This window comes from Pseudomonas sp. CCI3.1, from assembly GCF_034313985.1.
Lineage (GTDB): Bacteria > Pseudomonadota > Gammaproteobacteria > Pseudomonadales > Pseudomonadaceae > Aquipseudomonas > Aquipseudomonas psychrophila.
Genome location: NZ_JAVIWO010000001.1, coordinates 5,143,352 through 5,166,944 on the forward strand (window position 1 = coordinate 5,143,352; position 23,593 = coordinate 5,166,944).

The 23,593-nt window shown below is 57.8% G+C and carries 33 protein-coding genes; 27 read left to right on the forward strand and 6 right to left on the reverse strand.

Annotated elements, in window-relative coordinates:
- Nucleotides 1-116: 116 nt before the first annotated feature.
- Complete coding sequence (locus RGV06_RS23685) at nt 117-455, forward strand: hypothetical protein (protein ID WP_322151572.1); 339 nt, start codon at nt 117-119, stop codon at nt 453-455.
- A 445-nt stretch (nt 456-900) separates the two neighbouring features.
- Here RGV06_RS23685 and RGV06_RS23690 read toward each other — a convergent pair whose 3' ends face one another.
- The 4 genes from RGV06_RS23690 to RGV06_RS23705 form a co-directional block, all read right to left on the reverse strand.
- Nucleotides 901-1,248: a hypothetical protein gene (locus RGV06_RS23690; protein ID WP_322151573.1), complete on the reverse strand. Its 348-nt coding sequence runs from the start codon at nt 1,246-1,248 to the stop codon at nt 901-903.
- A 383-nt stretch (nt 1,249-1,631) separates the two neighbouring features.
- Nucleotides 1,632-1,817 (reverse strand): carbon storage regulator CsrA, encoded by a 186-nt coding sequence (csrA, locus tag RGV06_RS23695; RefSeq protein ID WP_073510530.1) that lies wholly within the window; start codon nt 1,815-1,817, stop codon nt 1,632-1,634.
- A gap of 54 nt (nt 1,818-1,871) precedes the next feature.
- Nucleotides 1,872-2,255, reverse strand: coding sequence for a response regulator transcription factor (locus RGV06_RS23700; protein WP_169908922.1), 384 nt, complete (start codon nt 2,253-2,255; stop codon nt 1,872-1,874).
- A gap of 294 nt (nt 2,256-2,549) precedes the next feature.
- Nucleotides 2,550-3,329 carry a S24 family peptidase gene (locus RGV06_RS23705; protein WP_322151574.1) on the reverse strand — a complete coding sequence of 260 codons (780 nt, stop codon included), beginning with the start codon at nt 3,327-3,329 and terminating at the stop codon, nt 2,550-2,552.
- A gap of 105 nt (nt 3,330-3,434) precedes the next feature.
- Here RGV06_RS23705 and RGV06_RS23710 point away from each other — a divergent pair, with 105 nt between their 5' ends.
- Nucleotides 3,435-3,638, forward strand: a complete 204-nt coding sequence (locus RGV06_RS23710) for a Cro/CI family transcriptional regulator (protein WP_322151575.1) — start codon at nt 3,435-3,437, stop codon at nt 3,636-3,638.
- Here RGV06_RS23710 and RGV06_RS23715 read toward each other — a convergent pair.
- Nucleotides 3,635-3,811 carry a hypothetical protein gene (locus RGV06_RS23715; protein WP_322151576.1) on the reverse strand — a complete coding sequence of 59 codons (177 nt, stop codon included), beginning with the start codon at nt 3,809-3,811 and terminating at the stop codon, nt 3,635-3,637. The two genes, RGV06_RS23710 and RGV06_RS23715, sit on opposite strands and share 4 nt — an antisense overlap.
- Before the next feature lie 87 nt (nt 3,812-3,898).
- On the opposite strand from RGV06_RS23715, the gene RGV06_RS23720 reads away from it, so the two are divergent.
- The 5 genes from RGV06_RS23720 (at nt 3,899) to RGV06_RS23740 (ending at nt 7,340) form a co-directional block, all read left to right on the forward strand.
- Complete coding sequence (locus RGV06_RS23720; protein WP_322151577.1) at nt 3,899-4,672, forward strand: DnaT-like ssDNA-binding domain-containing protein; 774 nt, start codon at nt 3,899-3,901, stop codon at nt 4,670-4,672.
- The gene (locus RGV06_RS23725; protein WP_322151578.1) at nt 4,669-5,364 is read left to right on the forward strand and encodes a replication protein P; all 696 of its coding nucleotides are present in this window, start codon (nt 4,669-4,671) and stop codon (nt 5,362-5,364) included. The genes RGV06_RS23720 and RGV06_RS23725 overlap by 4 nt, the downstream gene beginning before the upstream one ends.
- Nucleotides 5,357-5,566 (forward strand): hypothetical protein, encoded by a 210-nt coding sequence (locus RGV06_RS23730; protein WP_235570841.1) that lies wholly within the window; start codon nt 5,357-5,359, stop codon nt 5,564-5,566. Before RGV06_RS23725 ends, RGV06_RS23730 begins: the two co-directional genes overlap by 8 nt.
- The gene (locus RGV06_RS23735) at nt 5,563-6,879 is read left to right on the forward strand and encodes a tyrosine-type recombinase/integrase (RefSeq protein ID WP_322151579.1); all 1,317 of its coding nucleotides are present in this window, start codon (nt 5,563-5,565) and stop codon (nt 6,877-6,879) included. The genes RGV06_RS23730 and RGV06_RS23735 overlap by 4 nt, the downstream gene beginning before the upstream one ends.
- A gap of 80 nt (nt 6,880-6,959) precedes the next feature.
- On the forward strand, nt 6,960-7,340 hold the full coding sequence (locus RGV06_RS23740; RefSeq protein WP_322151580.1) for an antiterminator Q family protein: 381 nt from the start codon (nt 6,960-6,962) through the stop codon (nt 7,338-7,340).
- 79 nt (nt 7,341-7,419) lie between these two features.
- Here RGV06_RS23740 and RGV06_RS23745 read toward each other — a convergent pair whose 3' ends face one another.
- Nucleotides 7,420-8,310, reverse strand: coding sequence for a DUF2971 domain-containing protein (locus RGV06_RS23745; RefSeq protein ID WP_322151581.1), 891 nt, complete (start codon nt 8,308-8,310; stop codon nt 7,420-7,422).
- 342 nt (nt 8,311-8,652) lie between these two features.
- Here RGV06_RS23745 and RGV06_RS23750 point away from each other — a divergent pair, with 342 nt between their 5' ends.
- From RGV06_RS23750 to RGV06_RS23845, 20 genes are all read left to right on the forward strand, one after another.
- Entirely contained in the window at nt 8,653-8,982 is a 330-nt protein-coding gene (locus tag RGV06_RS23750; RefSeq protein ID WP_235570834.1) for a phage holin, lambda family, read from the forward strand.
- Between the two features lie 22 nt (nt 8,983-9,004).
- Nucleotides 9,005-9,397, forward strand: coding sequence for an HNH endonuclease (locus RGV06_RS23755; RefSeq protein WP_322151582.1), 393 nt, complete (start codon nt 9,005-9,007; stop codon nt 9,395-9,397).
- A 142-nt stretch (nt 9,398-9,539) separates the two neighbouring features.
- On the forward strand, nt 9,540-10,025 hold the full coding sequence (locus RGV06_RS23760) for a phage terminase small subunit P27 family (protein WP_322151583.1): 486 nt from the start codon (nt 9,540-9,542) through the stop codon (nt 10,023-10,025).
- Entirely contained in the window at nt 10,025-11,752 is a 1,728-nt protein-coding gene (locus RGV06_RS23765) for a terminase large subunit (RefSeq protein ID WP_322151584.1), read from the forward strand. The genes RGV06_RS23760 and RGV06_RS23765 overlap by 1 nt, the downstream gene beginning before the upstream one ends.
- Nucleotides 11,752-12,975, forward strand: a complete 1,224-nt coding sequence (locus RGV06_RS23770; RefSeq protein ID WP_322151585.1) for a phage portal protein — start codon at nt 11,752-11,754, stop codon at nt 12,973-12,975. Before RGV06_RS23765 ends, RGV06_RS23770 begins: the two co-directional genes overlap by 1 nt.
- Nucleotides 12,953-13,606 (forward strand): HK97 family phage prohead protease, encoded by a 654-nt coding sequence (locus RGV06_RS23775; RefSeq protein WP_322151586.1) that lies wholly within the window; start codon nt 12,953-12,955, stop codon nt 13,604-13,606. The genes RGV06_RS23770 and RGV06_RS23775 overlap by 23 nt, the downstream gene beginning before the upstream one ends.
- Before the next feature lie 10 nt (nt 13,607-13,616).
- The gene (locus RGV06_RS23780; RefSeq protein WP_322151587.1) at nt 13,617-14,819 is read left to right on the forward strand and encodes a phage major capsid protein; all 1,203 of its coding nucleotides are present in this window, start codon (nt 13,617-13,619) and stop codon (nt 14,817-14,819) included.
- Nucleotides 14,820-14,861: 42 nt separating this feature from the next.
- Complete coding sequence (locus RGV06_RS23785) at nt 14,862-15,044, forward strand: hypothetical protein (RefSeq protein ID WP_322151588.1); 183 nt, start codon at nt 14,862-14,864, stop codon at nt 15,042-15,044.
- Nucleotides 15,045-15,058: 14 nt separating this feature from the next.
- Complete coding sequence (locus RGV06_RS23790) at nt 15,059-15,358, forward strand: head-tail connector protein (protein ID WP_322151589.1); 300 nt, start codon at nt 15,059-15,061, stop codon at nt 15,356-15,358.
- The gene (locus tag RGV06_RS23795) at nt 15,355-15,678 is read left to right on the forward strand and encodes a phage head closure protein (protein ID WP_322151590.1); all 324 of its coding nucleotides are present in this window, start codon (nt 15,355-15,357) and stop codon (nt 15,676-15,678) included. The genes RGV06_RS23790 and RGV06_RS23795 overlap by 4 nt, the downstream gene beginning before the upstream one ends.
- Nucleotides 15,671-16,150, forward strand: a complete 480-nt coding sequence (locus tag RGV06_RS23800; protein ID WP_322151591.1) for an HK97-gp10 family putative phage morphogenesis protein — start codon at nt 15,671-15,673, stop codon at nt 16,148-16,150. The genes RGV06_RS23795 and RGV06_RS23800 overlap by 8 nt, the downstream gene beginning before the upstream one ends.
- Before the next feature lie 4 nt (nt 16,151-16,154).
- Nucleotides 16,155-16,502 carry a tail completion protein gp17 gene (gene gp17 / locus RGV06_RS23805; protein ID WP_322151592.1) on the forward strand — a complete coding sequence of 116 codons (348 nt, stop codon included), beginning with the start codon at nt 16,155-16,157 and terminating at the stop codon, nt 16,500-16,502.
- An 11-nt stretch (nt 16,503-16,513) separates the two neighbouring features.
- The gene (locus RGV06_RS23810) at nt 16,514-16,981 is read left to right on the forward strand and encodes a phage tail tube protein (protein WP_322151593.1); all 468 of its coding nucleotides are present in this window, start codon (nt 16,514-16,516) and stop codon (nt 16,979-16,981) included.
- Nucleotides 16,981-17,451: a phage tail assembly chaperone gene (locus RGV06_RS23815; protein WP_322151594.1), complete on the forward strand. Its 471-nt coding sequence runs from the start codon at nt 16,981-16,983 to the stop codon at nt 17,449-17,451. Before RGV06_RS23810 ends, RGV06_RS23815 begins: the two co-directional genes overlap by 1 nt.
- Before the next feature lie 23 nt (nt 17,452-17,474).
- Entirely contained in the window at nt 17,475-17,777 is a 303-nt protein-coding gene (locus tag RGV06_RS23820) for a DUF4035 domain-containing protein (RefSeq protein WP_322151595.1), read from the forward strand.
- Nucleotides 17,778-17,851: 74 nt separating this feature from the next.
- A complete protein-coding gene (locus RGV06_RS23825; protein WP_322151596.1) occupies nt 17,852-21,208 on the forward strand; it encodes a tape measure protein in 3,357 nt (1,118 codons plus the stop codon).
- The gene (locus RGV06_RS23830) at nt 21,208-21,546 is read left to right on the forward strand and encodes a phage tail protein (RefSeq protein WP_322151597.1); all 339 of its coding nucleotides are present in this window, start codon (nt 21,208-21,210) and stop codon (nt 21,544-21,546) included. The genes RGV06_RS23825 and RGV06_RS23830 overlap by 1 nt, the downstream gene beginning before the upstream one ends.
- 7 nt (nt 21,547-21,553) lie before the next feature.
- Entirely contained in the window at nt 21,554-22,240 is a 687-nt protein-coding gene (locus RGV06_RS23835; RefSeq protein ID WP_322151598.1) for a phage minor tail protein L, read from the forward strand.
- Between the two features lie 3 nt (nt 22,241-22,243).
- Nucleotides 22,244-22,996, forward strand: a complete 753-nt coding sequence (locus RGV06_RS23840) for a C40 family peptidase (protein WP_322151599.1) — start codon at nt 22,244-22,246, stop codon at nt 22,994-22,996.
- On the forward strand, nt 22,996-23,589 hold the full coding sequence (locus RGV06_RS23845; protein ID WP_322151600.1) for a tail assembly protein: 594 nt from the start codon (nt 22,996-22,998) through the stop codon (nt 23,587-23,589). Before RGV06_RS23840 ends, RGV06_RS23845 begins: the two co-directional genes overlap by 1 nt.
- Nucleotides 23,590-23,593 lie beyond the last annotated feature (4 nt).

Genomic DNA, 23,593 nt, shown 5'->3' on the forward strand with positions numbered 1-23,593 from the left:
TACATGTAAAGCTGACAGGGCCGTGCCCAGCAGCATGTTGCCATGTTGCCATGGTGGCAATTTGGGGTGGAATGATGTTGAATGTCGTCTTGTAATCTAAACATTGGAGGTTTTTTATGATGCCTTTCTTTAGGGCGGCAAATTGTTTTTCTAGCGCAGAGGACACGCTTTCTGCATTGGATGAAATCGGTAAAGACAAAGCTGTTGGGTTAGCATTGATTGAGTGCAGTAACGGCTTGTCGAGCATTCGGCGCGATCAGTTGACGGAGCCCGCAATAGAGTGGGTTTCTGAGTTGAGCTCTTTTCTTGATTACTCAGGACTTGAAGTGCCTAAAGATCAAGGTGGTATTCCCACTAAAGCCGCGACTCTTACTGCTGCTGAAGTTGGGCGTATCGCGGAATTGGTCAAGAATCTTCAGCGCTGGTTCAGTGCGGAAAATAGAAAGGGCATGTAGTTTCGTTCCCCAGATCTCTCTGTAGTTTGGCTATGCCGTGCTCTTTGAGCTGACGACCCAGTCTTGGTGATATGTAAAAGACTGGTGTGTCAGGTTTCTGAAGTCGGCGTGCTGTCTGACTCGGGCCTGTTGCTTGATTTATCCGCGCCACGTTTTTGCTAACTTCGATTTTGTGGCGCGGGCTATCAATTGCCTGATAGGAGAGAGTAGGGTTCAGAGAGTGAGCGTTGAGGTTCTGGGTTACCTCGCTGATCTCCTTAATGCCGTTCCACGTTATCAGCTTATCAAGCTGCTACCAATCAGCCAGTCGTACTCGATCGTCTTTCGCGGCGGCATTCGCCGATCGTTATTGTCCACTCCGGACCATGGCCTACCTCTTCAATTCCGCTGGCCGGCAGTGCCAACTATGTTTGACGTTTGCGTTGCCGGATGCGGGCTATACGACTCACATATGACTGCCGAAGAAGGCGAGTACGGTCAGCGTGATGCCTATGCGAAAAGCCCAACTGCTCAGGAATTTTCCGAACTGCTTAGCGTTGAACTGCGCTTCTTTTGCCTCTAGCTCACGAGCATGAGCAGTGGCATTGTTGTGGCCGAAGCGCTCGGCTACGACCACGCCAGTAGCGCGATTGATCAGCGAAAAGGTGTTGTTGCCGCTTGGCCGCACGATGATCAGCGGGGCCAGCGGTGGCGGTTGTACACCGGGCTTTTGGTAGAACTCGGCCGTGGCCTGGTGAGCACGTGCGCGCAACCCGTCGAGAACGGTGATGCGCTGGGCGATTGATGGGTGCATGGTCGATCCTCGACTTGGGTTACGGGTATTCGTCAGCGCTCAGGCCTTGCGATAAGGGAGGGCTGACGAATAACTGCAAGCATGAAAAAGCCCAGCCGAAACCGGGCTGTGTTGCTCTCTTAAAACGCCACCGTATTTAAGAGCCTGGTGTGCGGGCGTGCTCGTCACGGTTTATGTATGCATGGCAGAATCCTCCGGTTTGTTCGTTATGGGAGTAGGGATGTGATGCAGGTGTCCAGCGTCTGCTGGGTTGGCGTCCGCATCGGTCTGTACTCTGGCCGGAATATGCCGAAGATCAGACCGATGCGTCCTGGTGCTGGGGAGTACCAAGGGTTCGGGCAGTTAGCGACAGGCTGTCGTGGCGCTGGTTGATTCGTTGCGAGTTAAGCCGCGCTGTCTATCTCGCGTTGTGCCTGGATTCGTTCGTAGACTTCTTCGCGGTGAACCGCCACATCGGCAGGGGCGGTGATGCCGAGTCTTACTTGCTGCCCGCAAATGCCCAGCACCTGAATGCTGATGTCGTCGTTTATGCGGATGGTTTCGCCTACTCGTCGGGTAAGTATCAACATGGTGTTGCTCCTTGGTTTGCTGTTTCTGTGCGCCGGGCTGGCGCTATAGGGGGGTTAACCGGTCAGCTCTGGCACTTCGGCGCGGCGCACCAGGCGCATTTCGGCGAAGCGCCGTTCTGTGGGGCGACGGTCGCGGGGGACCATTTCGCTTCCGGTGGACGTGTGGATGGCAATCAGTCCGGCGAGTAGCAAGCAAAGTGGGGTGATGATCTGCCGCCGCATCGCTTCGGCGACCATAGCGCCCTGGCGATGAACGCCGAGCTTGAACATGGCGCAGGCCAATCGCTTGACCACGGTACCCGGCGCAATGCCGAACTCTCTGGCGATCTCTTTGGCGGTCAGTCCCTGAGCAACTGAAAGCACGAATTGCAGTTCCCGTGGCGCAAGGCCTCGGCCGAGATGGCCTTTCCATGCTCCGTCTACAATCGTCGATTCCATGATGTTTTCCCGGTTGTTTTCCCGATGCACCCGGCAAGCCAGGTGCAGCAGTGAAAGTGTCCGTTTCTAAAGAGCTCTCATTGCTGAGCCAGTCGGTCCCTGTGAGGGGGCTGGGGTCAGGTTTTCCCCTGGCCGCGGTAGCCGGCGAGTCTCCGGCTTGTTGCCGGTGTGAGCCGGCGATGGACATAGTTAACCATCGGTATATTAGCTTGGTCAATACCGATGGTTAATTATTTTTCTATGGACGAAAAAAATCCCGCTCAAGGGCGGGATTTGTTTAACGCTGTTTATTTGCTACCAGAGAACGGATGACCAGAATACGCGGCCCAAAACCTCGATTTCGTGCTCTGCCATCTCGCTGACTGAGTACTCTTCGTCCGGGTGTTCCTCTCTGTTAAAGCTGCGCATGCGCACGCCGCCGCCCGGTAGCCGATAGAGCGTTTTGACTCGTAACTGGCCACCATGATCGAGGGCGTACATCTTCCCGTCGCTCACAACTGTTGTGCCTCTATCCACTCCGACAGTGCTGCCATCAGGCAGTACCGGTTCCATGCTGTTGCCGTGAACGGTTACGCAAACTGCTTCTGAGGGCTGGACGCCTTGGCGTCTGAGGGTGAGCTTCCCGAAGCGTATTTTTTGTCTTGGGGATACCTGGACGCAGGTACGGCCTTGGCCTGCAGACAACTCCACTTCCTTTAGGAGCGGCACATATACCTCGTCATCATCGAGCGGTGTCTCATCGTCCCAAGCGTCTAGTGGGCCGATCAGTACGGCGTTGGATGCTGGGGTCGACTTATCTGACGCTGCTCTCGTGAGTTTTTCTATCTCTGCCGCCAGGCGAGGGCTGAATTTCTCTACTGGCTCTTGAAGCTGTTCTGAGAGGACGGCTGCGAATTGTGCGTTTAGGGGGTTGATCCCTTTGAAGTACAGGTTCACCGCAGCCGGTGTAACCCCCGCAGCATCAGCAATTTTTCGCTGGCTCAGCTTTAGCTCATTTTTTTTAGCAAGAAACAGGTCGTGCGCTGCCTTGCACTCGGCAAGGCGATCTGGAGGGAGGATGCGTTTTTTAGTCATGACGAGAATCTATTACCAATGGTTAAAACAAAGAAGAAACCATCGGTATTGATACTTAGTTAACCGATGGTTAATATCGTGCCAATTGCTACCAGAGGCACGACCATGAATGAGACTTCCCTTGATGAATTCGTGGCCGAGAAAGGGCAGTCCGAAGCCGCACGGCTTCTGGGCGTGACCCCTCCGGCCATCTACAAAGCCATAGCTGCCAGGCGTCATATCCGTGTACTTGAGCTCTCTGCCGGGGTTTTTCAAGCCAGCGAGCTGCGTCCATTTCCATCCCAAGCCACAAAACTGCAAGTCGCTTAAGCACTTGCAGCGATGAGCAGTATCCGCTCGTTTTTTGTCGAGCGGCAGAACCTCGGATTGGCTGTTAATTCATCCAGCTGCCAAATCGCAGGCAAAAAAAAGCCGGTGGCTAGACCGGCTTCTTCACAACACATTTCGGGGGCCATTATGAGCACCATTCCATCATCAGGCAACAGCGCTTTCCTGTTGCTACGCCTTGCACCTGTTAGGAGCGCCGCGCCTCCCATCATTACCACGACCACCGCACAGGAGGCCGTGTAATGGCCCGCATCCGCACGATCAAACCCGAGTTCTGGACCAGTGAACAGGTCATGGAATGCAGCCCTTTGGCGCGCCTGTTGTTTATCGGCGTGTGGAATTTCTGCGACGACGCGGGCAACCACCCGATGTCAGCCAAGACCCTGAAAGCACTGGTGTTCCCAGGCGACGACATCACCTCGGCGAAGGTCGGTGAACTGCTCGCCGAGCTGTCAACGAATGGGCTGATCGACCTCTACGAGGTGTCGGGTAAAGAGTACCTGCACGTCAACGGCTGGAAGCATCAAAAGATCGACCGACCGACGATCAAGCACCCTGCATATCGACTGACTATCGACGCTGACTCGGAGAATGCTCGACGAGCCCTCGCCGAGGAACCGCCAGAGCCTAGACGAGCCCTCACCCCCGGAAGGGAAGGGGAATGTAAGGGAGTAAACCCACCCAACGCGCACGAGACGTTCGACCCTCGCGAAATGGTCGCCATGACCCTGGACTGGTTGCCAGATCCAGAAACCCTAAAAACCTATGCCGTTCACGTTGGCCTGTCTGGCGCTCTGTTCACTCCAGCGGTGATTGCCCTGTTCACCTGCCACTACGAGCCGAAGGGTGTGATTAACACTCAGGCCGAGTGGGTGAGCATGCTGGTCAAGTGGGTGCAGCGTGATCAGGTCAAGACTGCCGGAACCAACGTCAGCCGCTTCCCGGGCAAGCCCCGTTCTGACGAACCCTTTGACGATGAAAACACCGACTGGCTGCATCAGGAGGCCACCCAATGAATCAAGTGTCAGTAATCGCCACCGGCCTGTGGGCCAAGGTGCAGACCGGCCAGTTCATCGCTGCCGGTGAAAGCGAAAACATCCTGCCCGCCGCCGAGCGGTCCCAGGCCACGGCCAAGGTCATCAACGGCCTGTTCCGCGAACTGCGATCGATTTTCCCGGCATGGAAGCAAGCATGGCCAGATATGGCGACGTACAAGGCCGCCAAGCAGCAGTGGATGCGCGGTTTTCTTGAGGCGGGGATCTGCAGCACCGAGCAACTGCGCTTCGGCCTGATGCAGGCACGCCAAGCCGCCAAGGACTTTGTGCCGAACGTGGGCGTGTTTATCGGCTGGTGTACGCCGACAGCGGAAATGCTCGGCCTGCCGAGGTTGGCTGCGGCCCATCGCGAGGCTTGCCGTAACGCGCATCCGTCGATGGCCGGCCAGGCCAAATGGACCCATGACGCGGTGTGGCATACGGCCAAAGAGTGCGGGTTTGAAAACCTCAACCGGCTGTCCCACGACCTGAGCATCAAGCTGTTTGAGCGCAACTACACGATCACCGTACGCCGCATTCTGGCGGGCCTGCCGTTGCAGAAAATGCCGCTGGCTTTGCCGACCCGGGCCATTGAACGCAGCGCGCCCGAAGTGGGCAACAAGGCGCTGGCGGCACTGCGGGCCATGCGTTCGGGAGGTGCTGCACATGCCTAACCCTCACCTGGCCCCGGTGGAACCGAGCGCCTACCGCTGGGCCGTTCACTGCTGCTCGTACAAGCTCGACTTGAGCCACAAGCCCGACCGGGCCGTGGCCCTTTTTGAGCACGAAAGCGCGGCAAAGTACTTCGGCGGGCTGATGTGGCCCAGCACCTTTGAAGTGGTGGACCTGCAATCACCGGTGGGAGCGGGGCAATGAACACCAAAATCAAAACCCTGACCGTGAAGCTGTCCGACGCCGAGATTGGTCGCAATGCCAAGCTCGAGCATGTACGCGATCTGCGCGATGCCGGTCACCCGGCGCTGCACTTTCGCTTTTCCAAAAACCGTACGCGTGGCTCCTGGTACTTGCTCAACAAACGCCGCTGGCACCGCATCGGCGCCTTCCCGGACTTGAGCTCTAAGCAGGTGCTGGCCGCGCTGCCGGCCGTGCGCCTGCGAGTATCGGCTGATACGGGCGCGACCATTTCCCAGTGGGCTACCACGGGCGAGCTGCTCAACTGGTACGCCGGTCGCATGGCTCTAGACCGCAGCCTGTCTGTCAAGCGTAAGAGCACTGGCGCTTCGGCCATGAAGTGTCACCTGCTACCGCGCCTGGGTGATCTGCCGCTGGTGGAGGTCAACAAGGCCACGCTCGATACCCTGTTCATGTGGCCCCTGCAGGAAGCCCTCTCAATCGATTACGTGCGTCTGGCGTTCCAGTTGCTGGCCCTGGCATTCCGGCAGGCGTTGAAGTTGGGTTGGATATCGTCCAACCCGATGGCGGGTATCAAGTTCAGCGACTTCTCCAAAGCTAAGGTCGGGATCAAGCCGTCGCGCCTGCGTGGTGTGCAACTACAGGATCTGCTGGCCGAGCTGGAGCAGGTCATGGACAGCGAACCGGCTGACGCCATGCAGGCCTTGATGATGTTGTGTCACGGCACGCGAATCGGGGAGACCCGGCAAGCGCGCTGGCCGCATATCAGCTTGGCCGAACGTGAGTGGTTCATTCCAGCTGAACACACCAAGACCGGCGTGGAGCATCACCTGCCACTGACCGACCAGGTGCGTGCCCTGTTGATCCGGTACCGCCACACACAAACCGCCCGCGGCTATGACGGCCAGTACCTGTTCCCGGCGCGCAATGGCAAGGCGCTGAGCGAAGGGCAGGCCAGTGCCGTGTTCACCCGGTTGGGCAAGGGCGAGTGGACCAGTCACGACCTGCGCAAGTTGGCTCGCACGGGCTGGGCAATCCTCGGCATCGACCACTTGATCGGTGAACTGCTGATCAACCACGCGATGGGTCACAACGTGAAGGTGTACATCCAGTCGGACGTGATGAATCGCAAGCGTGACGCGCTGGAGAAGTGGCACGCCCATCTAGACGAGAAGGGTTTCAGCCTGATTCACGGGCAGACAGGCGTTAGATTCGGAGAATCCGGTAATACGCTGCAGGCCGCTAACGGTGTGGCTTGCAGCGCTATTCAGAAAACAACCATAGGCGAGGTTTCAAAACCTGATGATAGCCAATGAGTATCAGGTTTTGACGAGCCAACAACACGACCTTCACGACCGGTGAAGGTCGGTTCAAACAATACAAGGTGTTAAAAAGCATGATGATCAGGAAGCCTGCAGGTCGCCCTTTGGGGGATACCGAGTATTTACTTGAGCAGTGGGGGTGGTGGCGTATGGATGGTGCAGGGATTCCGAAATACGTTTCGCCTTCCTTTGCGCTGATGCAACAGTCAATACCGCAACCTGCTGCGGCTAAGGGTTATTGCATCACTGATGACTGGGCTCTTGCTATCGATGAGGCTGTTGCCAAATTATCAGTTCGGGATCAACAAATGGGTGATGTCATATGGCTGTATTATGGTGCCAAGTGGCCAATGGTGCGAGTAGGTAAACACTATGGCTTGAGTGAAGGAAAGACTAGAGAGTTGGCTCGCGCGGGTGCAGCATGGGTTGATTGTGCTGTAAGTGAAAAAAGGTAATGTTCATGACTGCTAAAGCCAATGCATGAGTCTAGTCAGGAATGCCACTTTCAGTGGCATTTCATTGGGTGGTGAAATGCTATATAGGAGTTATTTCAAAAGTTGTAGCTCCTTTGGTTGCTTTGAAGATCTTGATTTGAGAGTTGGGGTTTATGTTGGTTATGGCTTTGGTTATGTTTTCTATTGTTGATTTTGTTGCGTTCATTCCGAAGATAATATGGGATATAGCAGTGGCCGGGTAATTAAACAAAGATATTTTGTTTCCTTCGTCAGTATTAAATTCAGTGTTTGCGGTGTTAAGCGGCAGTAACATGCGCCATTCGTCCTCATAATCCCAGCATTTATTTTTTAATATCAATAGGTTGCCATTCATTTCTGACAGGTTTTCAGCTGGAGGAATATCATCGTAGATGACTTTACGCAAATGATAGAATTCATCTGATTTGGAGCGGCGCCTGTTGAAAAAAATATTTTGCGTATCAAATCCAATAACAAAGCCTTTTGAATTGTCCGCATAGTTAGCCCACATAGACGGACTGGAGCAGTTGGGTGTGAGGCTGAGTACGCCTATAGTTGTATCAAGTCCGGAATATAACTCGTTTTTGACTCTGGCCGTGTTGGGGCTTATGTGTGTGTTGTTTAATTTTTCGATGTTGCTGAGGCTGAAGAAGTTATTGGCTAAATCGTTTTTCAATGTTGTAAGTTGTTCACTTGGCAGCGAGTTGATAATTGCTTTTTCGTCAGCTGTCATTTTATTCAGTATGTTTTGGAATGTTTGTTCTACTCCTATGTTTGAAAAATGATCGTGTAATTGTGTGCTAGATATTAATTCTCGAAATGACAAGTTGAACTCGAATGGGTCGTTGAGCGCCGATGGCTGCGTAAATCTGATATTGAGGTTGTTTAAGATGTCAATTCTTTCTGGTGTTACGTATTTGTAGAGTGTGCTAGGGACGTTTGCCATATGCATATTTATCGCCATTTTTGATAAAGTGTAAAAGTCGATATAAGCGTAGTGTCTTTTTCTCCACGATCAAGCTGGCTGAATCACAGCATTACGTAAAAGCAATATTATAGGAAAAGAAATCTATTTTCCGCGCGGAATAGATCTGTTTTCATAGCAGCGTGAATTGCTGTGAACGCAGCGAGACGCCTTCAAAACACGGCCGATGAGCCGGGTTTTTTGTTCCCTATCTACAAGCCTCGGCATTTGCCGGGGCTTTTTAGTTTTCGGCCCCGCCACCCCATCGCGTCAAGCTGGGAGTGCTGTCAGGGCCGAACCAATTCAGCTCCCAACTCGGGAGGACACCGGATGCCTCATATGCCTGACAAACCAGACACCTGGGTGATCGTACTCGCGTGGCTGAGTCAGCACTCCCCGACGATATATGCTGGCTCACTGTCCTTTGTAATGGCGATGCTGCGCATTGTGTATGGCGGCGGTACCCGGCGGCAGGCGCTGCTTGAGGCAACCATCTGCACGCTGCTGACGATCAGTCTGATCTCCGTGCTGGAGTACTTCGGTCTGCCTTCCAGTCTGGCCACACCGGCAGGGATATGGATTGGTTTCCTGGGGGTGAAGAAGATCGCCAACCTGGCTGACCGCTTCGCTGACTTCAAGCTGCCACGGCGCTCTGACTGATCCATCCACCAGGTACTTAATCATGGCGCTACGTCCTCAGAAGCCCTGTAACGCCCAAGGCTGTAACAGGCTCACGCGCAACCCTCGCTACTGCGACGATCACCTGCACCTGCTCAAGAGCTTCACTCGCGAGAAGCCCCGCGAATCCAGCTCGGCGCGTGGCTACAACTACAAGTGGCAGCAGGCCCGGGCAGGCTACTTGGCCAAGCATCCGCTGTGTTGCCACTGTTCGGCCCGCGATCTGGTTGTTGCTGCCACGAATGTTGACCACATCGTCCCGCACAAGGGTGATATGGCGTTGTTCTGGCAGCGATCCAACTGGCAGGGGCTCTGCGGGCCTTGCCACTCCACCAAGACGGCCACAGATGACGGTGGATTTGGCAACTCCAGGCGTTCTGGTGCAGAAAATGGCTGATTTTTCAATTAAAAATACACAAATAAGAATCATTCGCCTCCATAGGGAGGGGGGAGGTCAAAACTTTGGGGCTCTTTTCTCCTAGACCGCGCCCTCAAGAGGTTTTGTTCGCCCGCGAAATTAAAAAATCAGGAGTTGCGCTATGGGGGGCACCGCCACGGTCGCTGGCCGTGGTCGAAAACCCAAGCCCACGGCCCAGAAGAAACTCGCCGGGAACCCCGGTAAGCGGGCTTTAAACACCTGTGAACCGCAGTTCTCGACGGTGACCAATATTGATCCGCCCGAGTGGTTAAGCGCACGCGCCGCCACGATGTGGCGAATGCTGATCCCTGAATTATTGCGCGAACATGTTGTTGCGCTGACGGATTTACACAACGTCGAAGCGTTCTGCACCGCCTACGACAAGTGGCGGATGGCTGAAGAGGCCGTCCAGCAATTCGGCATCGTCGTCGAATCCGCCCAGGGCAGCCCGATGAAAAACCCTGCACTTACCGCCGCGAACGAATCCATGCGCCAACTGGTGACCTTCGGTTCCTTGCTCGGCCTCGACCCATCAAGCCGCAGCCGTATCATCGGCGGTAACAAACACACCTCAACCAACGAATTCGCCAAACTACTGAGTACCTAATGAGCAAAGTCCTGCACGCCAACGTCGACAAGGCGATGGTGTGGGGGCGCTCTGTTTTGCGTGGCAAGGTGCCGGCGTGCCGGTACATTCATCAGGCGGTGCAACGTCACTTCGATGACCTGGCCAACAGCCGCAAGCGCACCTTTCGCTTCAAGTTCGACCCGGCCAAAGCCGAGAAAAAGCTCAAGCTGATCCAGCTACTGCCGCACACAAAAGGGGAGTGGGCATTCAAACGCCAACTCATCACCCTGGAGCCGTGGCAGTTGTTCGGCCTGGCCGTGACCTTCGGCTGGGTCAAGAAGAAGGGCGGGCACCGGCGCTTTCGAGAAAGCTACTGGGAAGTGCCGCGGAAAAACGGCAAGTCCGTGGTGGCGGGCGGTGTAGGCATCAGTATGTTTGTGGCTGATGGCGAATACGGCGCCGAGGTCTACGCCGGTGCGACCACCGAGAAGCAGGCGTGGGAGGTGTTTCGTCCGGCCAAGCTGATGATCACCAAGTCACCGATGCTGGTCGAGGCGGCGGGGATTGAGGTCAACGCCTCAAACATGAACATCCCGTCCGACTTCAGCCGCTTTGAGCCGCTGATCGGCAACCCCGGCGACGGCGCATCACCAAGCTGCGCCATCGTCGACGAATACCACGAACACCCGACCTCAGCCCAGTACGACACCATGCTCACCGGCATGGGCTCCCGTCGCCAGCCGCTGATGTTCATCATCACCACGGCCGGTGCCGACATTGAAGGGCCTTGCTACGACAAGCGACGCCAAGTCATCGAAATGCTCGAAGGCACGGTACCGGATGAAGAGCTGTTCGGCTGGATCTGGACCCTGGACGAGGGCGACGACTGGACCGACCCGAAGATGCTGGCCAAGGCCAACCCCAACCACGGGGTATCGGTGTTTCAGGAGTATCTGGAAAGCCAGCAAGCGCGGGCCATACGCTCGACCCGCTTCACCAACACGTTCAAAACCAAGCACCTCAACCTTTGGGTGAGTGCAAAAACCGGCTTCTACAACGTCGAAAGCTGGCGTACCTGTGAAGACACCACGCTCACCCAGGAGCAGTTCGCCGGGCAGGAATGCATTCTGGGTTTCGACCTCGCGCGCAAACTCGATATGAACTCAATGGCGCGGCTGTTCTGGCGAGTTATCGACGGCCGGGTGCATTACTACTGCATCGCGCCGCACTTCTGGGTGCCTGAAGACACCGCCTACAACACCGACAACAAACGCATGTCGGAACGCTTTCAGGCGTGGATCAACTCAGGCCATCTGCAAACCACAGACGGCGCCGAGATCGATTACCGCGAGATTCTCGACGAGGCCAAAGAGGCCAACCACATCGCCCCCGTGCGCTGGTGCCCCATCGACCCGCACGGTGCGACGGGCCTCAGCCATGACCTGGATGACGAGGGTTTCAACCCGGTCACCATTACCCAGAACTACACCAACATGTCCGACCCGATGAAAGAGCTGGAAGCAGCAATTGAGTCGGGCCGCTTCCACCATGACGGCAATCCGATCATGACCTGGTGCATCGCCAACGTGATCGGCAAACACATGCCCGGCAACGATGACGTAGTGCGCCCGATCAAGCAGGGCGACGACAACAAAATCGACGGCGCCGTGGCGCTGATCATGTCCATAGGGCGGGTGCTGGCAAACCTTCATCCGGAGGAAACCCTCTCTGGCCACCTCACCAAACACGGAATCAGGAAACTCTAATGGGGCTATTCAAGCGGATTGGCCGGCTCTTTGGCGCCAAGGGCGATCCCCAGGCCATCGACACGTCAGAGAAACTGGCCCAAGCCCTGGGCGCAGGCTACGAAACCCATGCCGGGCAGCGTGTAACCACCAGCAGCGCGCTGCAGCAGCTGGTCGTATTCAACTGCATCAGGGTGTTGTCCGAGTCCATCGGCATGTTGCCGTGCCGTCTGTTGAAGCAAACCGGCAAGGTTCGCCTGCCAGCCACTTCGCACCGGCTGTATCCGCTGCTGACAATGGCGCCCAACAGCTTTATGACCTCCCAAGAGTTCTGGGAAATGCTGGTGGCGTGCTTGTGTCTGCGCGGCAACTTCTTCGCCTACAAGGTGATGGCGCTGGGCAACGTGGTCGAGCTGCTGCCGCTGAACCCCGACATCGTGACGCCCAAGCTCAAAGACGACTGGACGGTGGAATACACCGTCAACTTCAAAACCGGTCAGCGGGTGCTGACACAAGACGAAATCTGGCATGTGCGGCTGTTCACCCTTGACGGGCTGAATGGCTTGAACCCCATCGCCTACGCACGGCAAGCCCTGGGTCTTGGCCAGGCGATGGACACCCACGCTGCCAAGCTGTTTACCAACGGCGCTGTCACCAGCGGCGTGCTGCAGACCGAGCAAACCCTGACCGATGAAGCCTTTGCCCGACTCAAAGCCGAGTTCCAGGGCGAGCACATGGGCGTGGCCAACGCCTACAAACCGATGATTCTGGAAATGGGCCTGGACTGGAAACCTATCAGCCTTAACGCCCAGGACACCCAGTTCATCGAATCAAAAAAGATGAGCGAGGCGCAAATCTGCGGCCTGTTCCGTGTGCCGCCACATCTGGTGGCCAGCATGGAAAAAATGACCCTCAACAACATCGAGCATATGGGCATGAGCTTTGTGAACTACTCCCTGGTGCCGCTGATGACCCGCATCGAGCACCGCATTCAAGTGGGTTTACTCAATGAAACCGACCGCCTGACCCATTACGCCAAATTCAACGCCGGTGCCCTGATGCGCGGCGATCTCAAAGGCCGCTACGAGTCCTACGGCAAGGGCATCCAGTGGGGGATTTTGAGCCCCAACGATTGCCGCGAGCTGGAAGACGAAAACCCCCGCGAGGGCGGCGACATCTACCTGACCCCCATGAACATGACCACCAAACCGGAGTCGCCCGATGCAGACGAAACAACGGCTTGATCTGCCCCTGACCATCAAATCGGTCAGCGACAGCGGCGAGTTTGAAGGCTACGGCTCCGTGTTCGGCGTTGAAGACAGCTACAGCGATCTAGTGGTGCGCGGCGCCTTCGCCACCACCCTGGAGAAGTGGACAACCAAAGGTCGTCTGCCAGCCATGCTCTGGCAACACAACATGAGCGAGCCTATCGGCATCTACACCGAGATGCGCGAAGACGATGTGGGCCTGTACGTCAAAGGCCGCTTGCTGATCGACGCCGACCCGCTGGCCAAGCGCGCCCACGCTCATATGAAGGCGGGCAGCCTGACCGGCATGTCCATCGGCTACATGCTCGATGACTACGAATACGACAAGGAAAAGGGCGTCTGGATCCTGAAAGCCATCGATCTCTGGGAAGTCTCCCTGGTCACCTTTCCGGCCAACGATGAAGCCCGGATCACCGATGTGAAATCTCTGCTAGCCCGTGGCGAAACACCGCCGCCCAGCAAAGTGGAGCGCGCCCTGCGAGAGGTAGGGTTTTCGGGCTCCCAGGCCAAGGCCTTTATGGCCAAAGGCTACAGCGCAGTATCACCGCGAGAGGCGGGTGTTGACGACGCAATGCAATCCCTCAAATCACTTTTGACCCGCATTTAAGGAGCCTCTCATGGCTGTTGAAAAGAGAGACATTGAAGACGTTGCCGAAGCCCTGGGCAAGAAGTTCGACGAATTCAAAAAGACCAACGACAAGCGTATCGACGGCCTGGAGGAAGAGAAGGGCAAACTGTCCGGGCAGGTCGATACCCTCAACGAGAAACTGGGCGAGCTGGATGCCCTGAAATCCTCGCTTGAGAAAGAGCTGATCGCCATCAAGCGCCCGGACGGCAGCGGCACCAAGGCCGCCAGCGAACACAAAGCGGCGTTTTTGCAGTTTGTGCGCAAGGGCATCGACACCGGGCTTGGCGAACTGCAAGCCAAGGCGCTGCAAATTGGCGTCGAGTCGGATGGCGGCTACGCCGTTCCCGAAGACCTAGACCGCAGCATCATTGAACTGCTGCGCGAAACCTCGCCGATGCGCCAGGTGTGCAACCAGATCACCGTGGGCACCCCGGACTACAAGCGCCTGGTGAACCTCGGCGGCGCCGGTTCGGGCTGGGTGGGTGAAACGGCCGAGCGACCAAAAACCGACACCCCGACCCTGGGTCAAATTTCTGCCTTTATGGGCGAAATTTACGCCAACCCGCAAGCCACCCAAACCAGCCTCGACGATTTGTTCTTCAACGCTGAAGGTTGGCTGAACGATGAGGTGGCCCGCGAGTTTTCCGAAAAAGAGGGCAACGCTTTTTTGCTTGGCAACGGCACCAACAAACCGAAAGGCTTGCTGGCCTACACCCTCGATACGAAAAACGATGCCGAGCGCGAGTTTGGCGTGCTGCAAAAGATCATCACTGGCGCCGCTGGCCAAATTACCGGCGACAACCTTATTGATCTGATCCACGCCTTGAAGGCGGGCTACCGCGCCAACGGCACCTGGATGATGGGCAACCTCACCGTCGCCTATATGCGCAAACTCAAGGACAAGGAAGGCAACTACCTGTGGCGCCCGGGGCTGGAAGCCGGTGCACCGTCCGTGCTGCTGGGTTACGGCATCACCGAAAACGAAGACATGCCCGATGTAGCGGCCGATGCCAACGCCATCGCCTTTGGCGACTTCAAGCGTGCGTACACCATCGTCGACCGCATTGGCACCCGGGTACTGCGCGACCCGTACACCAACAAACCTTATGTGGGTTTCTACACCACCAAGCGTGTCGGCGGCATGTTGGTTGACTCCCAGGCAGTCAAAATCCTCACCCTCAGCGCGGAGTAACGGGCAGGGCGCCTGCGGGCGCCCGTGCCTCTGGAGATCGCCATGCCTACGATATTGGTCACCAAGCCATTCCCCTTTGCGGAGGGTGGCAATCACGTCATTCAAATTGAAATCGGTGAACAGGAAGTCTCCGAACGTTGTGCGTTGGTGGCAGTCGACCACTTGAAAATCGCCACGTTGGTTGAGGGCTCAAAAACCGAGCGCAAAACCAAGGCCAAGCCTTGATTGCACTGAGCCTCGTGAAGCAGCAACTGCGGGTGTTTCACGATGACGAAGACCTGTTGATTCAGGGTTACACCGATGCGGCACTTAGCGCCTTTGAAGGCTGGACCAACCGTACCCTGATCGACCCCGCACACGCGCTGCCCGACCCGCCGGGCAATGCGATCGCGCTTAGCAAAAGCATTTTACAGGGCGCCTTGTTGCTGATTGGCCACTGGTACGCTAACCGCGAAACCGTGGCGATGGGTATGTCAGCTATTGAACTGCCAATGGCCACCAACGCGCTGTGGAATCCCCACCGCTGGGTGAATTTATGAGAGCCGGTCCACTGCGACACATGTGCATGCTGCGCGGCCTCACTGAAACCAAGGACGAACTCAACCAGCCCGTCAAAGGCTGGGCCGATATCGGCAAGGTCTGGGCTGAAATCAAGGCCCCGTCCGGGCGGATGTATGAGGCAGCGTCGCAGATGCAGGCGCAGATCAACGCCGAAATAAACATTCGTTACCGCAAGGACGTGGTGGCCGGTCAGCGCCTGGTGCATGACGGAATCACCTACGAAGTCATTGCACCGCTGCCGACCAACCAGCGGGACATGCTCAAACTCATGTGCAAAACGGTGAAACCCAATGAGTAACGGCTCGGTCAGCATCCTGGGGCTTGGGGAATTGCAGGCGGATTTTGAGCGCTTGTCCCGGGCCACGGGCAACAAGGTGGCGCGTGATGCCGTAATGGCGGGCGCCCGGGGCGCCCGGGTCGCCCGAGACAGAGCCCGGGCCCTGGCGCCTGTGCGAACCGGCCGGCTGAAGAAAAACATCACAGCCACCCGTCTCAAACAATCGGAAACCCCAACCGGTGCCACGGCGGGCATACGGGTCAAAAAGCCCAAAGGCAAATCCACCAAGGCCATCAAATCCCGGGGCAAGAAAAGACGCAGTACCAAGACCGTTTACGACGCGCCTTACTACTGGTGGTTTGTTGAGTTTGGAACGTCCAAGCATGCAGCCGCGCCGTTTATGCGCCCCGCGTGGGACAGCAGCCTGCCGCAAATCGAAAAGGCCGTTATCGACAAACTGGCCCAAGGCATTGATAGCGCCATCACCGGGTAACCCCATGATCGAAAACTCACTTATCGACAGGCTCTCGCCTCTGGTCGACGGGCGCGTGTACTTCGGCGTTGCCCCCGAGGGCGCGGCCTTGCCCCGTTTGATCCTGCAAACCGTCAGCGAAGGCGCCGGATTCACCCTCACCGGGTGGGACGGCTCCAGCGACCTGAGTATTCAGGTGGACGCCTGGGGCGCCAGTCACTTCAAAGCCCTGACCCTTGCCCGGCAAGTCTTTACCGCCATGACCAATGACGGCGAAGACTTCACCACCGGCAGTGCAGACCGGCTACCGGACGCCTTTGAAGACGACACCGAACTTTTCAGCGTGAGCTGGGAATACACCCTGCAACCTTGATAGGAGGCCACATGGCCGCTCAAACCCCAACCAAAGCCAAGTTCGTCAAAACCCAGGGCACCAAGCTCAAGGTTTCCAAACTCACCACCCTTGATCCCAAAGACCCCGCGCTGCTGTGGGCAGACCTTTCGGTCACCATCAAGCAGCCGCAGTTCCAGGGCGGGCAGTCGGACGAAATCGAAGTTTCTACCCTGTCCAGCGAAGCCAAGGAATTCACTACCGGCCTTGCAGATAACGGCACCTTCACCATGTCCGGCAACTGGAAGGCCGACGATGAGGCACAAACCGTGCTGCGTACTGCCCGTGACGATGGCGAACCACGGGCTTTCAGCACCGGGTTTAAAGACGGCACCTCTTCGGACTTTTTGGGGCTGGTCACCCAGTTCACCTGGGACGCCGCCCCCAACGGCACCGTAAACGGCACCTTTAACGTCCGTATCACCGGTGCGGTTTCCTTCAATGTGCCGGTGAAAGCGTAATGGCCCGGGTAAAAGCCGCAGAAAGCGGCCTTCGTGCGTTTGCACTCGATCCGTTGCGCAACTTCAAACACGAAACCGTAGCGGTGGCAGAGTGGGGCGGCGCGCTTGTGACCGTCCGGGCACTGAGTGCCGGCGACTGGGTGGAGTACCGTCGCCGCGCCGCTGAGTTGGTGTCTGCTGCCCGTGTTGAGGCGGGGCTCAGTGCTCATGTGGTGGAAGCGGCCGAAGGCGAAGAGTCACCGCCTGAGCCTCAAGTGGAGGTCAATGCCAACTTGCTCTACGCCTTTGTATTGGTGCGCACCTTGTTCGATGAAAACCAACAGCGGGTTTTCTGCGATGAGGACGTAGACGAAGTGGCCGAGGCATTCAGCCCCGTGCATGACCGGCTATCCGCCAGGGTCTTTGAACTGAGCGGCGTCGGCCTGAACGAAGACACCCCCGACCCGGTGGACGCAGCGGGAAACGCCTGACGGCGGAACCGGCGCTGGCCTTTATGCTGGCGCTGGCTCTCCGCCTGGGAATGACCTTGCACGACCTGCGCGAACAAATGAGCGCAGAAGAACTGATGCTATGGATGGCCTACGACAGGCAGTCACCGATTGGCGATATTCGCGGGGATATTCAGGCATCGATCATTGCGGCATCCACGCTCCAGGCCCAAGGCGCGAAAGTGACCACCTCCGACATGATGCCGCAGTGGGCACCTGAAAAGGTGCTGCCAGTGGATGAAGAGCTGGAAGCGGCTGAAGGGGAGGCGTCTTTCAGGGCATACCTGCAGGGTATGAGTGATGCCTGAGAGTGTTAAGGCTTGGCCGAAGATCAAAACAAACTGACCCGCTCCGGCGGGTTTTTTAATTCCCGGAGAAAAGCATGGCAGGCCAAACCCTTCGCAAGCTGATTGTCAGCGTCTCGGCAGAAACCGGCGCTTACCAGCGCGAAATGGCCCGCGCCGGGCGTATGGGCCAAAGCTATTTTCGGACAATTACCAGCGGAAACCGGCAGGCCGCAGATGGCTGGCGCTCGCAGCAGGCTTCTATTGCCGCGCAAAACTCGGCGGTGTCATCACTCACCCGCTCGGTCAGCAATTACGCCTCGGTCATGGTGGGGGCTTTGGCTGTCGGCAATCTGGTGCACCAGGCTGACGCCTGGAACTCGATCAATGCCCGCCTCAAGCTGGCGACCTCAAGCACTGAAGAGTTTCAGTTTGCCCAGAAGTCACTGTTCGACATCAGCCAGCGCACCACCACCTCATTTGCGGACAACGCCAACCTGTTTACCCGTTCCTCCCGGTCACTGAAGGAATACGGCTACTCCACCAAAGAGTCGGTGCAATTTACCGAGGCGCTGGCCACCAGCTTTCAACTGTCGGGCTCCAGCGCTGAAGAAGTCACTTCGGTCACTACCCAGCTCAGCCAGGCGCTCGCCAAAGGCGTGTTGCGTGGGCAAGACTTCAACAGCGTTAGCCAGAGCGGTGGCCGTGCAATGGTGGCGCTGGCAGATGGCATGGGCGTCACCACTGGCGCGCTTAAGGCGATGGCCGATGGCGGCCTGCTGACCACTGACAAGCTGGTTTCAGCGCTGATCGGGCAACTGGGCAAGCTGCGCGAAGAGTACAAACAGCTTCCACCGACCGTCAGCGGTTCGATGCAGGTACTCAACAACGCTTTTCAGGCATGGGTGGGCGGTGCCGACAGCTCAACCGGCAGTACCCGGGCGTTGTCGGAGGCAATCGTGTTTGTCGCTGACAACATGGACGGCCTGTCAGCCACGGTGATAACGCTGGGTGCTGCATACGCGGGGTTGAAGGTTGGGCAGCTTTCAAAAATGCTGCTGGCGCAGGCCGGTGCCTGGCGGGCGACCAACGCCGCCGCTATCGGCCAGGCCCGGGCACAACTGGACGTTGCAACCGCTGCGGCACGGCGTACAGCGGCCAACGTGTTTGCCGCCGAGGCAGAGGTCACCGCGGCCCGCTTCACCGATGCTCACACCGCTGCACTGGGCCGTTTGCGCCTGGCGCGGCTGGCCGATCAGCAAGCGACAATGGCGCAGACACAGGCACAGGCCGCGAACAATGCGGCCACTGCGCTGGTGGGCCGTGCTGGCCGTGGGCTGTTGGGCATATTGGGCGGTCCTGCCGGTTTGGCGATGGTGGCCGGCACCGTGGCCGCGAGCTTTTTGCTGTTTCGTGACAATGCGGAAAAAGCCGGTGATGCCGCTGTCGACCTGAAACGCCCGATCGAGGAACTGCGCAAGGAGTGGGAAGCGCTCGGCGCCGCACAACGGCGCCCCATCCTTGAGAAGCTGACCCAGGAGCAAGCCGAGGCTAAAAAGCGCGCAGCGGAAATCCTCAAAGATATGCAGGCCATTGCCCAAGGCCCCACAGGCAACTACTCGGGTGGTAAAAACTTTCAGGCCAACCAGTATCAGCGGGCAGCCGCGTCGGGCAATTTTCGCCGGGGTATCCAGGGCGGGATCGATATTGATTCGGCCACACAGAACCTTGTCCAGAACATCAAACCCACCACCGAGCTGACCAGCAAACTGCAAGCGCTGGCGGGTGAATACCAGACCAACATCGACAAGATTTACGCCGCTGGCACGCAAATGTCGGCGTTGACCCTGGTGATGAACAATGCCCAGGGTGCCGCTGAAGGTCTTGGTGCGGGCTTGAGCAAGATCAAACCGCCCGATGCCGCCACCACCGATGCGTGGATGAAACGCATCGATGCCCTCAAGGAAAAAACCGAGAAACTGAAAGACCCCACCGAACTGGGCGAAATTAACCGGTTGGGCGCCAAGCAGGGGCTGGCACAAACCCCGGAAGGGCTTGCGCTACTGAGTCAGGCACAGGCAGCGGCCAAAGTGGCTGACGCCAGCGAACAGGCGAAAAAGTCTCAGGAAGAAGCTGCACGCAAGGCCAAACAGGCCGCAGAAGATGTCGCCCGGCAAGCCAAACAACTGGACGAAAACTACAGCCGCACCCTGCGCACGCTCAACGAACAGGCCGATGTTCACGCGACCAAAACCGAGCTGGCCAAGATCGAGTTTGAGATCACCAAAGGCACCCTGAGCAAGCTGGATGCGGCCAAAAAGGTCGACCTGCAACGCGCTGCCATCGCGCTGGACAACCTTAATACGCAGAAGTCCTACAAAGACCTGATGAGCGATGTACAGCGTCAGGAAGACAGCTTGCTGGCCACCACCCGCAAGCGTTTTGCCGAGTTGGCCAAGCTCAAGGCCCAGGGTGGTTTGACCTCTGATCAGTACCGGGATGGTGCTGATGCCATCTCCAAAGCATCGGTTGGCAAAAACACATCTCCGACATTCACCGGTCTGGACGCTTCTGTCGGTGGGCCGGGTGGTGAGCTGATCAAGGCTGCAGAAGCTGACAAGGCCCTGGCCAAATGGCACGAAAAAGAACTGCAGCGCCAACAAGAGCTGTTCGATCAGAAGCTGATCAGCGAACAGCAGTATCTGGACCGCAAGGTTGAGATCAACGAAGAGAACAACAAAAAGCTCGAGTCGATCCAGGACGCTTACAAACTCGGCTCCATCGCGGTGTTTGCCGACCTGACCAGCAACGCCGCCGACATGATGAAACAAATGGCCGGGGAGGGCTCCACGGCCTACAAGGTGCTGTTCCTGGCCAGTAAGGCAGCGGCGATTGCTCAGGCAATGGTCAGTACCGAAGTGGCAGCGGCCAAAGCCCTGGAGCTGGGGCCGATCATGGGCATACCGGCGGCTTCGCTGATTCGCGGCCTGGGTTACGCCTCGGTCGGCATGATCGCCGCCACGGCGGTCACCGGCTTCTCGGAGGGCGGCTACACCGGCAACGGCGGCAAGTACGAGCCCAAGGGAGTGGTGCACGGTGGCGAGTTTGTATTGCGCAAGGAAGTGGTGGAGCAACCCGGCATGCGCTCGTACCTGGATCAGCTCAACCAGCGGGGTTATGCCGATGGCGGTTATGTCGGCAGGTCCAACAACTTCTCGGTCCCGGGGTTGAGCCAGTCGCCTGCGGCAGCCAGCCCGTCAGCGGCGCCGCAAATTCACCTGCATATCCAGAGCGACGGTTCCGGCGGCTCAGTCACCGCCACCGAAGGCTACGAAGCAATGGGCCGTGCCTTGCTGGACACCGCTCGCGCCGAAATGCCCAAGGTCGCCCGCGCCGTCATCATCAAGGAAAAGGGCCAAAACGGCCTGCTCGATCCCAGTAACCGGAGAGGCTAATGGCTGAATTATTTACCTGGTCACCCCGGGTGGGTTCTGCGGGCGACGACCAGCCCAATGTGCTGACCTCGCAATACAACAACGGCTACAGCCAGCGCCTGTCGGTGGGCATCAACAACATCGCAGGCAGTTGGGCGGTGTCCTTCACCGGCAACTCGGCCTACATCATCCCGATTCGTGACTTCTTCAAGCGACACAAAGGCGCTCAGCACTTTTTGTGGACGCCGCCGCTCGAGCAGCAGGGCGCCTTCATCACCGGCGGCGGCTGGCAGTTGCAAACCCTGGGCAACAAAAAATACACCCTGAGCACCACCTTTCAGCAAGTCTTCAACCCTTGAGGTCACCATGATCACCGCAGACGACCAGACACTTGAACCGGGCTCACTGATCCAGCTGGTGGAGCTGGACGGCGAGTCACGGGGCATGGGCATCTTGCGCTATCACGCGCACCAACAATCCGGCGCAATCATCTGGAAGGGCGAGCGCTACGAGCCGCGTCCGTTTGAAGTCAGTGGCTTTGGCCGGGGCATGGAGGGCAACACCTCAACCCCGATGCTCAAACTGGGCAATCTCGATGGGGTGATCACGGCGCTGTGCCTGAATTTCTACCAGCTCAGCGGGGTACGCCTGACGGTGCGGGAAACCTACGCCAAGTACCTGGACGCCGCGAACTTCCCCGGCGGCAACCCCGAAGCCAGCCCGATGGAACGCCTGAACATCTCCTACATCAACCAGGCGCTGAGCCTGAGCCGGGAAGAGGTGACCTTTGAATGTGCATCGCCCACCGCGATCAAAGGCCAGATGCTGCCCGGCGGGCAACTGATGAGCCGCTGTGAATGGTGCTTGTGGGGCGAGTACCGGGGGGAGGACTGCAACTACACCGGTGTGCGGATGTTCGATCTGGACGGCAACCCGGTGTCAGACCCTGCGCTCGACCGCTGCGGCGGGCGGGTCAGCGATTGCGAAATACGCCACGGAAAAGGCAACCCACTGCCGTTTGGCGGCACCCCGGCGACTTCCTTGGGCGAGTAAACAATGAATAAAACCCTGATCAAACAGATCCAGGCTCACGCCGCTGCCGAGTTCCCAAGGGAATGCTGCGGTGTCGTGATTGCCGAGGGCGGGCGCCAGAAATACGTGCCATGCCGCAACGATGCCAGTACCCCCAGTGAACACTTCATCATCAACCCTGAAGACCTGGCCGGCGCCGAAGACCGTGGCGCCATTCGCGTCATCGTCCACAGCCACCCCGACACCCCAGCGCAACCGAGCATGGCCGATCGCGTTAGTTGCGAACTGCACGAAAAGCCCTGGGCAATTATCAGCTGGCCTTCGGGCGATCTATTCGAGTTGAAGCCCTGTGGCTATCAGGCACCGTTGCTTGGCCGGGATTACGGCCACGGTCTGCTGGATTGCTACGCCCTGTGCCGCGACTACTACAGCCGCGAGTACGGCATTGAACTGCCCAACTACCCGCGCCGGGATGGCTGGTGGACAACCGGTGAAAGCCTCTACGAGAAATACTACGAAGAGGCCGGGTTCTGTCCGGTGGCCGACCTGCGCAAGGGCGACATGATCCTGATGCAGATTAATGCCAATGCGCCCAACCATGCCGGGATCTACCTGGGTGACGGCCTGTTGGCCAGCGTGCCCGATCTGCACCCGGCGCCGCGTACCTTTCTGCACCACCGCTACAACAAGAAATCCAGCCGCGACGTATACGGTGGTATGTGGGCCGACTACACCGTGTTGATTTTGCGGCATCAAAAAATGCCGGAGGAAAGCTGATGGCAGCCCATACGCTGATCACTGCCCAGCCGCTGGTGGTGAGGATCATGCTCTACGGCGTGCTGGGTGCGCGCTTCGGCCGTGAACATCGGCTGGCGGTGCATTCCTGCGCCGAGGCGATCCATGCGCTGTGCGTATCGATACCCGGCTTCAAACGCTTTCTGCGCCTGTCGGAAGAGCGCGGCCTGACCTTTGCCGTGTTCCGGGGCAAGCAGAATCTGTCGGCGGACGAAATGGACATGCGCTCAGGGCGTCCTGAACCGATCCGCATTGCCCCGATTGTCATGGGCCGCAAGGCGGGTCTGTTCCAGACCATCGCCGGTATCGCGCTGATCGTGATCGGCGTGATTACTCAGCAGTATTACCTGGCAGCCGCTGGCGCCGGTATGGCCATCGGCGGAGTGGCGGCCATGCTCTCACCGTCTCCTGCTGGGCTGCTGGGGCAAGAAGACTCGGGTAACAAAGCCAGCTACGCCTTCGGTTCAGCCGTCACCACCACTGCGCAAGGCCGCTGCAAGCCGTTGCTGTATGGCGAGCGCGACATAGGCGGAGCCTTGGGCTCGGCGGGCATCTACGCGGAAGATCAACAGTAAGGAC

Coding starts and splice junctions, on each gene's coding strand:
- RGV06_RS23685 (WP_322151572.1), top strand. CDS start 117: ATGATGCCTTTCTTTAGGGCGGCAAATTGTTTTTCTAGCGCAGAGGAC.
- RGV06_RS23690 (WP_322151573.1), bottom strand. CDS start 1,248: ATGCACCCATCAATCGCCCAGCGCATCACCGTTCTCGACGGGTTGCGC.
- csrA (WP_073510530.1), bottom strand. CDS start 1,817: ATGTTGATACTTACCCGACGAGTAGGCGAAACCATCCGCATAAACGAC.
- RGV06_RS23700 (WP_169908922.1), bottom strand. CDS start 2,255: ATGGAATCGACGATTGTAGACGGAGCATGGAAAGGCCATCTCGGCCGA.
- RGV06_RS23705 (WP_322151574.1), bottom strand. CDS start 3,329: ATGACTAAAAAACGCATCCTCCCTCCAGATCGCCTTGCCGAGTGCAAG.
- RGV06_RS23710 (WP_322151575.1), top strand. CDS start 3,435: ATGAATGAGACTTCCCTTGATGAATTCGTGGCCGAGAAAGGGCAGTCC.
- RGV06_RS23720 (WP_322151577.1), top strand. CDS start 3,899: ATGGCCCGCATCCGCACGATCAAACCCGAGTTCTGGACCAGTGAACAG.
- RGV06_RS23725 (WP_322151578.1), top strand. CDS start 4,669: ATGAATCAAGTGTCAGTAATCGCCACCGGCCTGTGGGCCAAGGTGCAG.
- RGV06_RS23730 (WP_235570841.1), top strand. CDS start 5,357: ATGCCTAACCCTCACCTGGCCCCGGTGGAACCGAGCGCCTACCGCTGG.
- RGV06_RS23735 (WP_322151579.1), top strand. CDS start 5,563: ATGAACACCAAAATCAAAACCCTGACCGTGAAGCTGTCCGACGCCGAG.
- RGV06_RS23740 (WP_322151580.1), top strand. CDS start 6,960: ATGATGATCAGGAAGCCTGCAGGTCGCCCTTTGGGGGATACCGAGTAT.
- RGV06_RS23745 (WP_322151581.1), bottom strand. CDS start 8,310: ATGCATATGGCAAACGTCCCTAGCACACTCTACAAATACGTAACACCA.
- RGV06_RS23750 (WP_235570834.1), top strand. CDS start 8,653: ATGCCTCATATGCCTGACAAACCAGACACCTGGGTGATCGTACTCGCG.
- RGV06_RS23755 (WP_322151582.1), top strand. CDS start 9,005: ATGGCGCTACGTCCTCAGAAGCCCTGTAACGCCCAAGGCTGTAACAGG.
- RGV06_RS23760 (WP_322151583.1), top strand. CDS start 9,540: ATGGGGGGCACCGCCACGGTCGCTGGCCGTGGTCGAAAACCCAAGCCC.
- RGV06_RS23765 (WP_322151584.1), top strand. CDS start 10,025: ATGAGCAAAGTCCTGCACGCCAACGTCGACAAGGCGATGGTGTGGGGG.
- RGV06_RS23770 (WP_322151585.1), top strand. CDS start 11,752: ATGGGGCTATTCAAGCGGATTGGCCGGCTCTTTGGCGCCAAGGGCGAT.
- RGV06_RS23775 (WP_322151586.1), top strand. CDS start 12,953: ATGCAGACGAAACAACGGCTTGATCTGCCCCTGACCATCAAATCGGTC.
- RGV06_RS23780 (WP_322151587.1), top strand. CDS start 13,617: ATGGCTGTTGAAAAGAGAGACATTGAAGACGTTGCCGAAGCCCTGGGC.
- RGV06_RS23785 (WP_322151588.1), top strand. CDS start 14,862: ATGCCTACGATATTGGTCACCAAGCCATTCCCCTTTGCGGAGGGTGGC.
- RGV06_RS23795 (WP_322151590.1), top strand. CDS start 15,355: ATGAGAGCCGGTCCACTGCGACACATGTGCATGCTGCGCGGCCTCACT.
- RGV06_RS23800 (WP_322151591.1), top strand. CDS start 15,671: ATGAGTAACGGCTCGGTCAGCATCCTGGGGCTTGGGGAATTGCAGGCG.
- gp17 (WP_322151592.1), top strand. CDS start 16,155: ATGATCGAAAACTCACTTATCGACAGGCTCTCGCCTCTGGTCGACGGG.
- RGV06_RS23810 (WP_322151593.1), top strand. CDS start 16,514: ATGGCCGCTCAAACCCCAACCAAAGCCAAGTTCGTCAAAACCCAGGGC.
- RGV06_RS23815 (WP_322151594.1), top strand. CDS start 16,981: ATGGCCCGGGTAAAAGCCGCAGAAAGCGGCCTTCGTGCGTTTGCACTC.
- RGV06_RS23820 (WP_322151595.1), top strand. CDS start 17,475: ATGCTGGCGCTGGCTCTCCGCCTGGGAATGACCTTGCACGACCTGCGC.
- RGV06_RS23825 (WP_322151596.1), top strand. CDS start 17,852: ATGGCAGGCCAAACCCTTCGCAAGCTGATTGTCAGCGTCTCGGCAGAA.
- RGV06_RS23830 (WP_322151597.1), top strand. CDS start 21,208: ATGGCTGAATTATTTACCTGGTCACCCCGGGTGGGTTCTGCGGGCGAC.
- RGV06_RS23835 (WP_322151598.1), top strand. CDS start 21,554: ATGATCACCGCAGACGACCAGACACTTGAACCGGGCTCACTGATCCAG.
- RGV06_RS23840 (WP_322151599.1), top strand. CDS start 22,244: ATGAATAAAACCCTGATCAAACAGATCCAGGCTCACGCCGCTGCCGAG.
- RGV06_RS23845 (WP_322151600.1), top strand. CDS start 22,996: ATGGCAGCCCATACGCTGATCACTGCCCAGCCGCTGGTGGTGAGGATC.